Annotated in this window: 12 protein-coding genes; 8 read left to right on the top strand and 4 right to left on the bottom strand. The window is 62.9% G+C overall.

Annotated features, from left to right (window positions below):
- Nucleotides 1-142 precede the first annotated feature (142 nt).
- From BXA07_RS23135 to msrA, 4 genes are all read left to right on the top strand, one after another.
- Nucleotides 143-1,042 carry a VirK/YbjX family protein gene (locus BXA07_RS23135; RefSeq protein WP_076571257.1) on the top strand — a complete coding sequence of 300 codons (900 nt, stop codon included), beginning with the start codon at nt 143-145 and terminating at the stop codon, nt 1,040-1,042.
- Nucleotides 1,043-1,155: 113 nt separating this feature from the next.
- A complete protein-coding gene (gene hemB / locus BXA07_RS23130) occupies nt 1,156-2,130 on the top strand; it encodes a porphobilinogen synthase (protein WP_076571255.1) in 975 nt (324 codons plus the stop codon).
- Nucleotides 2,131-2,196: 66 nt separating this feature from the next.
- Nucleotides 2,197-3,540 (top strand): MBL fold metallo-hydrolase, encoded by a 1,344-nt coding sequence (locus BXA07_RS23125; RefSeq protein WP_076571420.1) that lies wholly within the window; start codon nt 2,197-2,199, stop codon nt 3,538-3,540.
- A gap of 66 nt (nt 3,541-3,606) precedes the next feature.
- Complete coding sequence (msrA, locus tag BXA07_RS23120; RefSeq protein ID WP_076571418.1) at nt 3,607-4,116, top strand: peptide-methionine (S)-S-oxide reductase MsrA; 510 nt, start codon at nt 3,607-3,609, stop codon at nt 4,114-4,116.
- A 203-nt stretch (nt 4,117-4,319) separates the two neighbouring features.
- On the opposite strand, the gene BXA07_RS23115 is transcribed toward msrA, so the two are convergent.
- Nucleotides 4,320-4,910, bottom strand: a complete 591-nt coding sequence (locus tag BXA07_RS23115) for a PEP-CTERM sorting domain-containing protein (protein WP_139335712.1) — start codon at nt 4,908-4,910, stop codon at nt 4,320-4,322.
- Nucleotides 4,911-5,468: 558 nt separating this feature from the next.
- On the opposite strand from BXA07_RS23115, the gene hmgA reads away from it, so the two are divergent.
- A complete protein-coding gene (gene hmgA / locus BXA07_RS23105) occupies nt 5,469-6,773 on the top strand; it encodes a homogentisate 1,2-dioxygenase (RefSeq protein WP_076571248.1) in 1,305 nt (434 codons plus the stop codon).
- A 55-nt stretch (nt 6,774-6,828) separates the two neighbouring features.
- Here hmgA and BXA07_RS31690 read toward each other — a convergent pair whose 3' ends face one another.
- A complete protein-coding gene (locus BXA07_RS31690) occupies nt 6,829-6,951 on the bottom strand; it encodes a hypothetical protein (RefSeq protein WP_280175073.1) in 123 nt (40 codons plus the stop codon).
- 174 nt (nt 6,952-7,125) lie between these two features.
- Here BXA07_RS31690 and BXA07_RS23100 point away from each other — a divergent pair, with 174 nt between their 5' ends.
- Both BXA07_RS23100 and BXA07_RS23095 read left to right on the top strand, forming a co-directional pair.
- Nucleotides 7,126-9,819: a polysaccharide deacetylase family protein gene (locus tag BXA07_RS23100; protein WP_076571245.1), complete on the top strand. Its 2,694-nt coding sequence runs from the start codon at nt 7,126-7,128 to the stop codon at nt 9,817-9,819.
- A 19-nt stretch (nt 9,820-9,838) separates the two neighbouring features.
- A complete protein-coding gene (locus BXA07_RS23095) occupies nt 9,839-10,204 on the top strand; it encodes an immunity 22 family protein (RefSeq protein ID WP_244556382.1) in 366 nt (121 codons plus the stop codon).
- Here BXA07_RS23095 and BXA07_RS23090 read toward each other — a convergent pair.
- Nucleotides 10,186-11,409: a response regulator gene (locus tag BXA07_RS23090; protein WP_076571240.1), complete on the bottom strand. Its 1,224-nt coding sequence runs from the start codon at nt 11,407-11,409 to the stop codon at nt 10,186-10,188. The two genes, BXA07_RS23095 and BXA07_RS23090, sit on opposite strands and share 19 nt — an antisense overlap.
- Nucleotides 11,410-11,504: 95 nt before the next feature.
- On the opposite strand from BXA07_RS23090, the gene BXA07_RS23085 reads away from it, so the two are divergent.
- Complete coding sequence (locus tag BXA07_RS23085; RefSeq protein ID WP_139335711.1) at nt 11,505-13,574, top strand: TonB-dependent receptor; 2,070 nt, start codon at nt 11,505-11,507, stop codon at nt 13,572-13,574.
- 33 nt (nt 13,575-13,607) lie between these two features.
- On the opposite strand, the gene BXA07_RS23080 is transcribed toward BXA07_RS23085, so the two are convergent.
- A complete protein-coding gene (locus tag BXA07_RS23080; protein ID WP_076571238.1) occupies nt 13,608-14,996 on the bottom strand; it encodes an RNA-dependent RNA polymerase family protein in 1,389 nt (462 codons plus the stop codon).
- Between the last annotated feature and the right edge of the window lie 114 nt (nt 14,997-15,110).

Here is a 15,110-nt window from a genome sequence, read left to right as displayed (position 1 = left end):
AACTTGTAACCCCCTTCGTTTTCGCCTCCCCCTATCATCCGCTCTACCCGGCCAGAGCGGCTGCACGCTGCCGTCGCCTGCGCCGGGCTGCACGCGGCCGCTGCCGCGTCCCGTTCGCCCAGTCCGTTGTAGAGCAGTTCGCATGCATACTTTTACCGCCACCGGCGACTCCGCGCCGCAGCAGCCGGCACTGCGCCAGCATGGCCACCGCATCAAGGCCGCGCTGGGCGCCATCGTCTTTCCCCTGCAGCGCGCGCGCTGGCAGGCGTTCATCGCCGGCACGCCGGGCCTGGCGGCGCTGGCGCAAGTCCATCCCAGCCTGCGGTACAAGATCTACCGCCCCTATGCGAGCCGGCAGTTCGGCTGTGCGGCGCGCGTCGAGCTGCTGTGCGGGCATTACCGCTTCCTGTGGCAGGCGGGCGCGCGCCCGCTGGTGGAGTACGCGGCGCGCCGGGCGCTGGTGCTGGCCGCTATCGAAGGCAAGGATGGCGCCACCTACCGCCTGCAGCTGACGGCCATCCACGACAGCCACCGCGAGGGCGACCTGTGCCTGCGCCTGACGCGCGACGGCGTGTCGCTGTACCTGGCCAGTTTCCTGTTCCGGCCGAAGGCAGGCGGCGGCACCATCGAGCTGGGCGCCCTGCAGGGCTTGCGCTCGGCCGAAGGGGCGCAGGCGGTGAAGGACGCCACGCGGGCGCTGCACGGCTGCCGGCCGAAAAACCTGATGGTGGCAGCCTTGCGCGACCTCGGCGACTTTTTCGGCTGCACCGACCTGGGGCTGGTTGGCAATGCCAACCGCATCGCGCTGAACTGGCGCCGGCGCCGCCGCATCGCCTGCGACTACGACCTGGCGTGGCAGGAACTGCATGCGCAGCCTGCCGGCGACGGCAATTACCGCTTGCCATGCATTCCCTGCCGCATGCCGGAGCTGGAGCTGCTGCCGTCGAAAAAGCGGGCGGACGCGCGCCGCCGCGGCGCCATGCTGCTGCGCATGGCGGCGGACATGCGCTGGAACGTGGCGGCCCTGTTGCAGCCGCAATGAAGGCGCAGGAAGGCCTTTTTTGACCTGCGCGGCTTTTTTGCCGGCCAGCCCGGCGCAAGCGGCGCGATCGGCGTATACTTGCTGGCGTTCTTAACCTGAAGCCAGTCACCCTCATGCCAGCACAATTCCCCACTTCGCGCATGCGCCGCCTGCGCGCGACCCCGCAACTGCGCGAGCTGTTCCGCGAAACCGAGATCAACCCGCGCGACCTGGTCCTGCCGATCTTCGTCGACGAAGGTTCCAGCGATTTCATCGACATCAAGTCCATGCCCGGCGTGCGCCGCATTCCCGAAGCGAAGCTGGCGCAGGAAATCGAGCGCTACGCGCGCGCCGGTTTGCGCTCCGTCATGACCTTCGGCATTTCGCACCACAAGGACAGCCACGGCACGGACACCCTGAACCCGGACGGCCTGGTGGCGCGCATGTCGCGCATCATCAAGGACGCCGTGCCGGAAATGGTGGTCATGTCCGACACCTGCTTCTGCGAATACACGGACCACGGCCATTGCGGCATCCTGCATGGCGATACGGTCGACAATGACAGCACGGTGCAGAACCTGGGCAAGCAGGCCGTCATCGCGGCCCAGGCGGGCGCCGACATCATCGCCCCGTCGGCCGCCATGGATGGCCAGGTGGCGGCCATCCGCAGCGCGCTCGACGCGGCCGGCTTCCACGACACGCCCGTGATGGCGTATTCGACCAAGTTCGCCTCCGGCCTGTACGGCCCGTTCCGCGACGCGGCAGGCAGCACCCTCAAGGGCGACCGCAAAACGTACCAGATGGACCCGATGAACCGCCGCGAAGCGGTGCGCGAATCGTTGATCGACGAAGCCGAAGGCGCCGATGCGCTGATGGTCAAGCCGGCCGGGGCGTATCTGGACATCATCCGCGACCTGCGCGAAGTGACGCGCCTGCCGATCGGCGCCTACCAGGTCAGCGGCGAGTACGCCATGATCAAGTTTGCCGCCCAGGCCGGCGCCATCGACGAGCGCCGCGTGGTGCAGGAAACCCTGGGCGCCATCAAGCGCGCGGGCGCGGACATGATCTTTACGTATTTTGCGATGGATGTGCTGAATAATCCGTACTAATTCCGCATGGGGCAGGGCAGGCGCCTTTTCAGCTATCATGGCGCGCTGCCCAACCTGAACCAGCTTATGCCCCTGAAAATCTCCCGCATCCTGCACGCCGGCTATGTCTTCGAATGCGAAGGCACGGCCATCGCCTTCGATCCCATCGTCGAAAACCCCTTCAGCCGCAACTGCCACGCCTTTCCGTCCGTGCGTTTCGACCTCGATGCCGTGCGCCGGCTGCGCTGGGATGCCGTCTTCATTTCGCACTTCCACGACGACCACTGCTCGCTCGACAGCCTCGACGCGCTCGACCGCGCCACGCCCATCTACCTGTACTGCGTCTTCGACGAACTGTTCGCGATGATCCGCGCGCTCGGTTTTACGCAGGTACAGCGCCTGCATGTCGACGTGCCCGTGCGCGTGGGCGCCATCGAGGTGATCCCGCGCCGGGCGCTCGATGACGATGTCGACTCCCTGTTCCAGGTGCGCGCCGCCGGCCTGAACGTGCTCAACGTCGTCGATTCCTGGATCGGCCCCGAGACGTTGGCGCAGCTGGCCGCCTTCGCGCCCTGGGACATGGTCTTGTGGCCGTTCCAGACCATGCGCGAGATCGCCGTCATTGCGCCGTCGCTGGCAGCGCGAGGCCCGGTCGAGCTCCCCGACGACTGGATACCGCAATTGCGCGCGCTGGCGCCCCGTTACCTCGTGCCCAGCTCCTGCCAGTTCGTGCAGGAAGACTGGTCCTGGTACAACCACGCGATGTTCCCGGTTACCTACCGCCGCTTTGCCGATGAAATCGGCGCCGCGCTGCCGGACGCGCACATCTTCCGCCTCGACCCGTCGACGTCCGTGCTGCTCGACGCACACGGCGTGCGCAGCGCCGACCCCTTGCCCTGGGTGCTCCCCGTAGGGGCGCAGGACGTGGATTTCGACTACCGTCCCGAGGCGCTTGCGCCCGCCTCGGCGGACATCGCCCGCCGTTTCGCGCCATTGAGCGAGTCCGATGCGGCGCTGGTACTCGATTTCTGCCGCCACGGCCTGCTTGAACGCTACCGCGACATGGAACTGCCCGAGGACAGCTATTTCCAGGCCCCGCGCCTGTGGCGGCTGGCCCTGCACGGCCATGACGGCGCGGCCACCGTCCTGCATTACCGCACGCAGGGCGACGTGATCGACCTCGTGCCCGACACGGGCGAGGCGCCCGGCTGGACCACCGAAGTGCCGCTGGTGAAATGCCATGCGGCGCTGGTGCTCGGTGAATCGCTGACGTCGATGTACATGCGCATCAATGACGGTCCATTCGACGCGGCCACGCGGGCCGCATTGGCGGAGGCCGACATCGTCGACGACCCCCTGATCCGCTGCCTGTTCAACGACGCCATCGGCGCCTACCAGGCGGCGCAGCTCAAGCGCCTGCTGGCCCGCTGAAGAAAACCGCGCGACAGGGTAAGATGAACGATACATACCAGTATCTCAGCTCAAGGAATGATCAATATGACACAAGACAAGGAAACCGCGATCCTGGCAGGCGGCTGCTTCTGGGGCGTGCAGGACTTGCTGCGCCGCTATCCGGGCGTGCTTGCCACGCGCGTGGGCTACAGCGGCGGCGACGTGGCCAACGCCACCTACCGCAACCACGGCACGCATGCGGAAGCGATCGAGATCATGTTCGACCCGAACACCATCAGCTACCGCAAGATCCTGGAATTCTTTTTCCAGATCCACGACCCCAGCACCGAGAACCGCCAGGGCAATGACAGGGGCACCAGCTACCGCTCGGCCATCTTTTACACCAGCGACGAGCAAAAGCGCGTGGCCGAAGAGACCATCCGCGACGTCGACGCCTCGGGCCTGTGGCCCGGCAAGGTGGTGACGCAGGTGGCGCCGGCCGGCCCGTTCTGGGAAGCGGAACCGGAGCACCAGGATTATCTGCTGCGCTTGCCGCATGGCTATACCTGCCATTACATCCGGCCGGACTGGGTCTTGCCGCAGCGTCAACAATAAGCGGCAGGAGGAGGGCACGGCCTAGCCCCGGCCGTGCAGGCTAGGGACGGACTTGAAGCGCCCGGGCGTCGACCTGGCGTCAATGACTTTCAGTTACTTGTCTGAAGGGGGAGCAACTTGATGTCATGCATGCACCCCGTTGCATTGCCTGTGGACGTGCGCATGGAAACGGGGCGGTCGGACAGATGCTTGCGACGATACGCTTACGCAGTGGTGCGCGTTTTGCGACGCGAAACCCAGCCGATCGCACCCAGGCCCAACAGCAGCATGGCGTAGGTTTCCGGCTCAGGCACAGCTTGCAAGCTGGTGGTGACGGACAGGCTGTTGTTCAGCGTGTGCAACTCCCAGCCCGGATAGCCCCAGGCATTCGTGACGAATTGCAGCGAGATCGGGCCGTTGGCGCGGTCGATGCCGGCCAGCGCCAGGTTCAAGCCGCTGTAAATTCCCGGATTGGCGGCCAGGTTAAAGTTCAGTGTTTGCCAATCATGGGTGGCGCCAGCAACATTGAAACCATATACGGCATTGTTATTGCTCAGTAACTGAACGTACACGCCGTTCGATGGATCCTGACCGCCCCAGCCCTGGTCTTTCAGGGTGACCGAGGTTTGCAGTGCGGTGATGCTCTGCGTGCCGTATTCAAATGTGACGCGGCCGATCTCAAAACTGCCAGAATTGAGCCACGCGTACTGGTTGCTGCCGGAACTGCCGATGGTCAGGGTCGCATCCGCCTGCGCCAGCGAGATCAACGACAGGCTCAGGGCCAGCGAAATGCCGGCTTTTTTCAAGACATGCATGATGAAGTCCTTCAAGTTGTGTGCAATATTGCAAGAGAAATATATATTGGATATCCTTTAAAAGATATAAAAATAAGTATTAATTTTGATAATTAATGTTAACTTTTGGTTTCCCTGGCTTGCGGGCTGACACGTGCGAGGCGGTACCGGGCAGGCAGCGATACGAGCGCTGGCGTCACGCCATGCAAGGCATGGCAGTCGTGACGTCGGCCGGCAGCGCAGTCGATCCCCTGTGGCAGGCCCGGAGCGCGGCCTCGCCGGGCATGGATTTGCCAGGGCGCCCGCTGGCGCCGCTGCAAAACGGCGCGCGAAAAGCGGGGTATATTAGCGGGGTGGAGAATGGCGGCAGCAGCCACTTCAGGCGACTGTACCGTGGCAGGCGTGGCCACGTGGCGGCGCCAATGAGGGCTGGAGTCGCCCGCTGCTACTTTAGCTTGCTGACGCAACCTGGTCATTGAGGAAATGAGGAGACAATATGAGCGATATGGCACAGGCCTGGGTGCATACCGAATCGTGTCACGCCATGCGCGACGCGGCCGGCGGCATGGCGGAGCCGGCATGAGAGGCGCCGGCTACCAGAGCGGCTTCGGCAACGAATTTGCCACGGAAGCCATCGTCGGCGCCTTGCCGCAGGGGCAGAATTCGCCGCAGCGGGCGCCGCTGGGCCTGTATGCGGAACAATTGTCGGGCACGGCCTTCACGGCGCCGCGCGCGCAGAACCGGCGCTCCTGGCTGTACCGCATCCGCCCGGCCAGCCAGCATCCGCCATTCACTTTGCTGCAGAATACCCGCATCGTCAGCGATTTCCACGCCATGCCCCCCACGCCGCCGAACCAGCTGCGCTGGGACCCGCTGCCGCTGCCCGACAGCGCCACGCCGGTGGACTTCATCGACGGCTGGCAAACGATGGCGGGAAACGGCAGCGCGGAAGCGATGAGCGGCTGCGCCATCCACGTGTATGCGGCCAACCGCTCCATGCAGCGCTTCTTTTATTCGGCCGACGGCGAATTGCTGCTCGTGCCGCAGGAAGGGCGGCTGGCGATTGCCACGGAGCTGGGCATGATCGAACTGGAACCGCAGGAAATCGCCGTCATCCCCCGTGGCGTGCGCTTCCGCGTGACTTTGCTGGACGGCAAGGCGCGCGGCTATGTCTGCGAAAACTTCGGCACGGCCTTCCGCCTGCCGGACATGGGGCCCATCGGCTCGAATGGCCTGGCCAACAGCCGCGATTTCCTCACGCCGCACGCGGCCTACGAGGATATCGACGGCGAGTGCGAACTGCTGGCCAAGTTCGGCGGCCACCTGTGGCGCACGACGCTTGATCATTCGCCGCTCGACGTGGTGGCCTGGCATGGCAACTACGCGCCGTACAAATATGATTTGCGCCGCTTTAATGTCATCGGCTCGATCAGCTACGACCATCCCGACCCGTCGATCTTCCTCGTGCTGCAGGCGCCGAGCGACAATCCGCAATTTGGCGCCATCGACTTCGCCATCTTCCCGCCGCGCTGGCTGGCCGCCGAACACACGTTCCGGCCGCCGTGGTTCCACCGCAACGTGGCCAGCGAGTTCATGGGCCTGATCCACGGCGTGTACGACGCCAAGGCGGCCGGTTTCGTGCCGGGCGGCGCCAGCCTGCACAACTGCATGTCCGGCCACGGCCCCGATGCGCAGACCTTTGACAAGGCTTCGCACAGCGACACGTCCACGCCCGCGAAGGTGGCCGATACCATGGCTTTCATGTTCGAGACGCGCACCATCCTCAAGCCGACGCCGTTCGCGCTGGATGGCGGCTTGCTGCAAAACGACTATTTCGCGTGCTGGCAAGGCTTGCGCAAGCATTTCGACGCGGACGCCGGATAGCCGGGCGAGCCGTGGCCGCGTACCCGGCCTGGCGGGCCGGTCCTGGCCCGCGTGCTCAGTGCGGCTGGCAAACGCGCCCGACCAGTTTCGGCTGGTCGTCACCCGCATGCGCGCGCAATTGCAGCAGCATCAGGGCCATTCCCAGCATCAGCGCCGCGGCGCAGAGTTTCTTGTGCATCGTCGTTCCTGTTTTTATGCTCGATGGAGCTTGCTTGCCATATTGATAGCCATATTATTGCCCAAATTCAGCGTGCGGGATGAGCAAATTACCAAGCGTGCTCTACAATTATGCATCTTGCGCATCCGCGCCATCTGAACGCCATGCATAGTATGTGAAGGGAATGACAAGCCTGTGACTTCCAAGCCGATCAAGATCGCCGCCACCGTTGTCGTGGCACTCGCCGCTGGGGCCGGCATTTACACCTATACCCGACCTGCCGCCACTGCCGCGCCAGCCGGCCCGGCCACGGGCAATCCGGCCGCCGCACCGCAAGCCGGCGCCGACACGGCCGCCGTGGCCGCCCAGTTCCGCGACTTGCTGGCCAATTTCCGCAAGATCATCGTGCTGCTGGCCGACGAGCAAAGCTTGCCCGAAGGCGCGCGCGACGAAGCCCGTAAAGTGGGCCAGGCCCTGTTCCATGAAAACCAGGAACGCATCGCCAGGCTCGATGCAGCGCTGGATCAATTGACGGCACCGGCCAATCCGGGCCGCTTCGAAGCGCTCGACAGCCTGCTCACGTATATCGAATCCGATCCCTCGCTGTACGACGCGGACCGGCTGGCTTTCCGCGAATTGCTGCAAAGCATGCTGGCCGACGTGGCCAAGGATTCGTCCTTGCCGGCGATCAAGCTGCACAAGCGCATTTCCGAGGATCTCGACGCGCTGGGCGAGATCGAGCGCAATTACGAGAAGGAAATCCGGCAAATCTTCGGCAACCTGGGCCAGCGCGCCATCGAACTCAAGCGCGAACGGTGGGACGATTACGTGGCGCAGCTGAAAAAACTCTACAGCCGCGAACAGATTTTGAAGGAAAACGGCATCGTCGTGCCGTATGCGGTACCACCGGCCGGTTCTGTCCCGGAAGCCAAGCCCGTGCCCAAGAAGGACGAGGCGGAAATCTTCGGCCTCGGCTTGCCGAAGAAAACCATCGTGCTGACCTTCGACGACGGTCCGCACCGCCGCTACACGGAAGAAATCAGCGCCATTTTGAAACAATATGGCGTGCCGGCCGTGTTCTTCAACGTGGGCCGCAACCTGGGCTCGCTGGACGCGGAAGGCCACGCCAAGCTGGGCGCGGGCGCGGAAGTGAGCCGCAAGCTGATGAAAGAAGGCTATGCCGTGGGCAACCACAGTTTCAGCCACGCACAATTGTCGAAGCAGACGGGCGACAAGCTGAAAGGCGAAATCCTCGGCACGGACACGTTATTGAAAGCCATCAGCCCCGAGCGGGCCGCGCTGTTCCGTTTCCCGTATGGCGCGCGCAACAGCGAAGGCATGGCCGCGCTGGCCGATGCGCATCTGAAATCCGTGATGTGGAATATCGATTCGCTCGACTGGGCCGACCCCGTGCCCAGCTCCATCACGAACCGGGTGCTGGCCTCCGTCGACAAGGCGGGGCGCGGCATCGTCCTGTTCCACGACATCCATGAACGCACGGTCAAAGCCTTGCCGGCCGTGCTCGACAAGCTGATCGCGGAAGGCTATCAATTCGCGGGCTGGGATGGCACGAGCTTCCAGGTGGCGAAAAGCACGGCGCCCGCGCCCGAGAAAGTGCCCGTCACCACGGGCTACGCCAATTCCTGGGCCGTGGTGATCGGCATCGACGATTACGCCAAATGGCCGAAACTGCAATATGCGGTGCGCGACGCGCAGGGCATCCGCGACACCCTGATCGAAAAATTCGCGTTTGCGCCCGAGCGCGTCGTCACCCTGAAGAATGGCGAAGCGACGCGCAACAACATCCTGGCCGCCTTCCACGACAAGCTGGCCCACGGCGGCGTGCAAAAGAATGACCGCATCTTCGTCTTCTTCGCCGGCCACGGCGCCACGCGCAAGCTCAGTTCGGGACGCGACCTCGGCTACATCGTGCCGTTTGACTCTGATCCGGCGCAGTTCGCCACGGATGCGATTCCGATGACGGAAATCCAGAATATCGCGGAGTCCCTGACGGCCAAGCATGCGTTCTTCGTCATGGACGCCTGCTACAGCGGCCTGGGCCTGACGCGTGGCGCCGGTTCCAGCTCCTTCCTGCGCGACAACGCCAAGCGCATCGGCCGGCAAATGCTGACGGCCGGCGGCGGCGACCAGCTGGTGGCCGACGGCGGGCCGAACGGGCACTCCGTGTTCACGTGGACCCTGCTGCAGGGCCTGGCGGGCAAGGGCGACCTGAACGGCGACGGCCTGATCACGGCCACGGAACTGGCGGCCTACGTGGCGCCGGCCGTCTCCAGCGTGTCGAACCAGACGCCCGCGTTCGGCAGCCTGCCTGGTTCGGAAGGGGGCGATTTCGTCTTCGAACTGCCGGGCGAGACGGAATTCCTCAGCCCGAACACGGCGCAATTGTCGACGGAAGCCATCGCCCTGAACAGCAAACTCGACGCCAAGCCGCAAGCGGCCAGCGTGACGGTGAAGGATTTGCAGGGCGGCGAACAGAAGATCGTCACGCCGGGCGCCGTGCCCACCTCCACGCGCCAGCTGGCGCAGCGGGCCAACGACCGCGGCTTGCAGCTGTACAAGGAAAAGCAGTACGCGCAGGCGGAAGCGCAGTTCACGGAAGCGCTGAAACTGCGTCCCGATTTCGCGCTGGCGGCCAACAACCTGGGCTTTGTCTTCTACAAGCAGGAAAAATACCGCGAAGCGGCCCGCTGGTTTGAAAACACGGTCAAGATGGACCCGTCGCGCGCCATCGCCTATTTGAACCTGGGCGACGCCTATGCCAAGGCCGGCGATGCCGCCAGGGCGAAAGCGGCCTATAAAACCTATCTGGAACTGGCGCCGACGGCTTCGACGGCGCCGGCCGTGCGGCAAAAGATGGACAAGCTGTAAGTTGGCGTCCATCTTGACCATGGTCCACGTGTTTGCCTGCAGCGGGCGCTTTGCCAGCTGGGAAGCGCTGCAGGCCTACCTGGCGCCCGCGTACACGGACGATGGCGACGCCGTACCGTCGCCATTCTTCATGGAAACGGGCCTGACGCAGTATGAGCCAGCCTGCATCGAGAGCGCGCTGCTGGCCGTGCCCGCGCCGCTGGCAGAGTTGCTCGACGGCGTGTCGTATGCCGGCAGCTGGCTGACGCAGGCCAGCGCGGACGCGGATGCCCAGGGCGTGCTGGCTGACACGGCCGTGTGCGTGTTTGCGCCGAATCGACTGGCGCATCCGCAGCGCAGCACGCTGCACTATGTGGGCAGCTACCGCTACGATGCGGCAGGCTGAGCGTCATCCCCATGGCCTTCGTGCAGCAGCTTGTTGACGCTGGCCAGCAAGCTCGTGCCTGAGGTGGTGATGAAGCGTGCGCCCGCCGTCTGCGCTTCCGTGCCATAACTGGCGACCGTATCCTTGCTGCAATATACGACGATGGGCAAATCCGGCCAGGTCTGGCGCACCGTGCGCACCGTGCGTACGCCCGCATCCTTGATGCGCCGACCGTTTTCCACGCGCGCCATGTCCGTGATGAACAGTGCGTAATGCTTTTGTTGCAGCATGGCCAGCGCCTGGCGCGTCGAGACGGCCTGGTCCACCTTGATGTTTTCCCGTTCCAGCTGTTCCACCAGCAAGGTGTTGTTGCGCGGGTGGTCATCCAGCCACAGCACGAGGCTGGACGGCTTTTGCGCCGTCGGCACGCCCGCCAGGGCCGTGACGGGGCCGCCGTCGGGCGGGTGGGCCAGCAGCAGCTGGGTGACGGCTTCCTGCATGTCGTCCAGCGATTTCTGCTGCAGACGGCTCAGCTCGGTGACTTCGATTTCCTTGCCGCTTTCCAGGCGCACGGATTCGTTTTTGACGAGATTGTCGGCCCGCTTGATCATGATGGACAGGTAGATGCGCGTGAGCAGGTAGCCGATCAGGAAGCCATGCACGGAAAAGAACAGCATGATGCCGCCCACGACGGCCATGGCCGTGGCCGTATCGCCGCCCAGGCTGGGCGCGATGAAGGCGGCCACGCTGCGCGCGCTGGCGGGCAGGCTTTTGAGCTCGATCAAGCCCACGCCGACGATGATTTTCGTCAGCCAGTCCGACACTTCCACCAGGTTGGAATTGATTTCCATGGGCGTGGGCGTGCCCAGGAACAGGGTATTGCCGGTGTTGCCTGCCGCCGCCTCAGTCCCTGCGGCGGGCGGCTCGTCCGGGGGGCGTCCCTTGCCGCTGGCCCGCTCATCGGGCGGCGGCGTATTGATGGTGCCGGATGGCACGGTGCGCGGTATGCCGAACAGGAAGCCCAGCAGCATGCCGCTGACACAAAAGCCCAGGCTCCACAGCAGGGCCGGCACGGCCTGGTAGTGGGGGGGCAGCAGGGCGCCAGCCACCACGGCCAGCAAGCCCGCCAGCAAGATGAACAGCAGGATATAGGGTAGCGCATCGCGCTTGCGCACGGCCACCGTGGCGGTTTTTGTCGCCTTGCCGCTGCTGTCGCTCAGGTCCACGGTCGCTCCTTGAAAAATGCTGAATCCAGGCAGCCAGCCTGCCGCGTATATATCCCGTAGCAAGCTGTACTGACATCATAGAAAGGGGAGGCGCGATGCCATTGATAAAACGCAAACAGCTGGCAGCTTGTGCCTTGCTGCTGCTGGCGGGCCCCGGCAGGGCGGCTGCGCCCGAGGCGGCATCGTCCACGGAGGCGCCGCGCACCGTGCGCGTGACGGGCCACTATGACAACGCCGTCGGCACCTCGGACGCGGCCAGCCAGGGCGTCATTACCAGCGACCTGATCGTCAACCGGCCCGCCTTGCGCACGGGTGAATTGCTGGAATTCGTGCCGGGACTGATCGTCACCCAGCACAGCGGCGACGGCAAGGCCAACCAGTATTTCCTGCGCGGCTTCAACCTCGACCATGGCACGGATTTCGCCACCCATGTCGACGGCATGCCCGTCAACATGCGCACGCATGCGCATGGCCAGGGTTATGCCGACCTCAATTTCCTCATTCCCGAGCTGGTGCAGCGCATCGATTACAAGAAGGGGCCGTATTTCGCCGGCGAAGGCGATTTCGCTTCGGCGGGCGCGGCGCGCATCCGCCTGGCCGACAGATTGCCGCAAGGCCAGGCCAGCGTGTCCTTGGGCCAGCACGGCTATGTGCGGGCCGTCGTGGCCGATTCTCTCGACGCCGGACCAGGCGCCTTGCTGTATTGCCTGGAAGTGAACCGCAACAACGGCCCCTGGGACGTGCCGGAAGGTGTGCGTAAATATAGCGGCGTGCTGCGCTACAGCCAGGGCACGCTCGATGACGGCTTCAGCGTGACTGCCATGGCCTACAAGAACAGCTGGAACGCCACGGACCAGGTGCCGCTGCGTGCCGTGGAATCGGGCCTGATCGGCCGCTTCGGCTCACTGGCGCCCAGCGACGGCGGCGACACCTCGCGCGCCAGCCTGTCCTACGCGCTGCGCCGGCGCACGCAGAACCGGCTGTTCGAGTTTGACGCATACCTGATCGGCTCGCAGCTGGAACTCAATAGCGATTTCACCTATTTCCTGGCCAATCCGGCCACGGGCGACCAGTTCCAGCAGCGCGAGCGGCGCACGGTGGCGGGCGTGAACGCCAGCGAAAGCTGGAATACGCAGCTGTTCGGTCTTCCCCTGCGCAACAAGCTCGGCGTGCAGGCCCGTTATGACCGGCTGTCGCCCGTGGGCCTGTACAGCACGGTAGAACGCATCCGGCAAGCCACGGTGCGAGAAGACCGCGTGCGCGAGGCCAGCGTCGGCCTGTACGGCGAAAACACGACGCAATGGCTGCCGTGGCTGCGTTCCGTGGCGGGCCTGCGCTACGACGCCTACCGTTTCAAGGTGGCCAGCAGCATCGCCGGCAATAGCGGTACGGCGCAGGACCACGTGGTGTCGCCGAAACTGTCCCTGATCGTCGGTCCATGGCGCCAGACGGAGTTTTTTGTGAACTACGGCAAGGGCTTCCATAGCAACGATGCGCGGGGCACGACGCAGACGCGCTTGCCCGATGGCTCGCCTTCGGCGCCCGTCACGCCCCTCGTGCCGACCAGGGGCATGGAACTGGGGGCGCGCACGGAATGGCTGCCGGGCCTGCAAAGCTCGCTGGCCCTGTGGCGGCTCGACGTCGCGTCCGAATTGCTGTTCGTGGGCGACGCGGGCGGCACGCAGCCGAGCCGCGCCAGCCGCCGCCACGGCGTCGAGTGGAACAACCACTATGTTGCCGCGCCGTGGCTGCTGTTCGACCTGGACCTGTCCGCCTCGCGCTCACGCTACACGCAGAACGATGCGGCCGGCAACTTCATCCCCGGCGCGATTGACAAAGTGGCGTCGTTCGGCGTGACGGTGGCGGACCGGGGAGCGTGGTCGGGCGCCTTGCAGCTGCGCTATTTCGGCCCCCGTCCCTTGACCGAGGACAATAGCGTGCGCTCGGCCTCGACCACCTTGGCCTATGCGCGCCTCGCCTACCAGCTCAACCGCAGGACGCGGCTGTCGCTCGACGTCTTCAACCTGTTCAATAAACGGGCCAGCGACATCGATTATGACTATGCGTCGCGCCTGCCCGGGGAAGCGGCGGACGGCGTGAATGACCGGCATTTCCATCCCGTGGAACCGCGGTCCGCGCGCTTGACCTTGTCGTATGCGTTTTAATCGCCCGGCGCAAGAATGCAGGCGAAGCGATCCTCAAGCGCTGCTACCGCCACCGCCACGTTGAAAACGTCCTTTTATCGCGAGAAGAAGAAGGGCGGCGATGCCGACCGAACCTATGCTTTGAAGCAAGGAGAGGGCAAGCAGGGTTATGCTATTTGCGTTGATGAACGCATTGCTGGCAAAGATGGACAATGGATTGAGCGCGTTCTGCATGGCAATGGTCAATGCAGGATGCTCCGAAAAAATCTTGCTTTCTAAATTTTTGTTAATCAGGAAGCATTGCTTGTTATTGCAAAAAAATATTTCGAAAATATAAAACACACACCAGAAGGCGAAGTTCCATAGGATAAAGGATAGCAGGGCGCGCCAGATGGACGTGCCGAAGGCAGAAATCTGATCATAGAGCCATGATATGGCAATTTCGGCCATATCCATCTTGATATGCGAGTCGGAAGAGAGGGCGGCGCGGCGCCGTGAGCGTAATTCCTGGGCGAAAAATTCTGCTTCTTCGTGCTGGGCGCCAGCATTTTTCATGGCGATACGCAAAGCCCGGAAACGGCCGGGGGTGTCGTTCATGATCTGTTTATTGGTAATAAAAACTTCAGACCGTTTTTTATCCTTGGCCAAGCCATACTCAGTGTGTAAAAAAGTCGTTTCGCTGGGTGCCGAAACATCATGAAAGTCCGGCGGCAACACAAATTTGCAATCGTCGAATGTGGCAATTAATTTTATTCTGGATTCACGAAATGAAATATCTTCCAGAATGGTTACTCTGCATATGTTTATTCCATCGGATATATTGCAATTGATGATGTGTGCCCGTCGTATTCTTGCGCCATGAATTTCCAGTAATGCTATTTCTGATCTTTTTATTACAATCAGATCAAAACTTCCCGAGGTTCTGAAAATTTTTTTGACGGAAAAATCAGTTGCATATATTGTTGCTGATGATTTCTGCAGGCTGATGTCGCCAGATCCCAGGATGGTAGTTGCATTGAGAATAAATTCCACTCTCTTTGCGTATGACTCGAAGCGTATGTGCATGTGCTTGAAGAGCGAGCGGGAAAAATCGAACTCGATGTAATACCAGCCAAAATCCGCCAGGATATTCTCTTCCATGCTGAAGGTGTCGGGGATGTGCAAGCTTGTGCAATCAATCAGCAAGCCTCGGGGCGGGTTGACGCCGATATGAAGCAGGTCTTGCGCCGTAAATCCCCATTCGTCTTCATGCTGATGTGCCAACGATATTGATTCTTGAATGAAGGAAAGCAGCTCTGCTGCCATGGCCATATGTAACAATGGCAGGCCATCGTGCCCTTCGCACGCAGAAAGGCGACCGGATGGAAAGGTTGATTCGCGTAGGGCCGCAAGTTTCCCTTCGACTCGATTCATGAGATCAGCGTGATCCTGTGCATCGTTCATGTCTTTGATACATCAATGGAAATGAATGAATCAAGCTATCTTGCGCGCAGCGACTGGCTGTGTATTCAGTTATTCAATATCGCTTGATGGATTTCAAGGAGACGGTAAAGTGCG

Origin of the sequence: Janthinobacterium sp. TND4EL3 (assembly GCF_900156175.1) — a bacterium.
Taxonomy (GTDB): Bacteria; Pseudomonadota; Gammaproteobacteria; order Burkholderiales; family Burkholderiaceae_D; genus Janthinobacterium.
The sequence above is the reverse complement of the archived record's forward strand: the minus strand, read 5'-3'. Positions and strand labels throughout refer to the sequence as shown.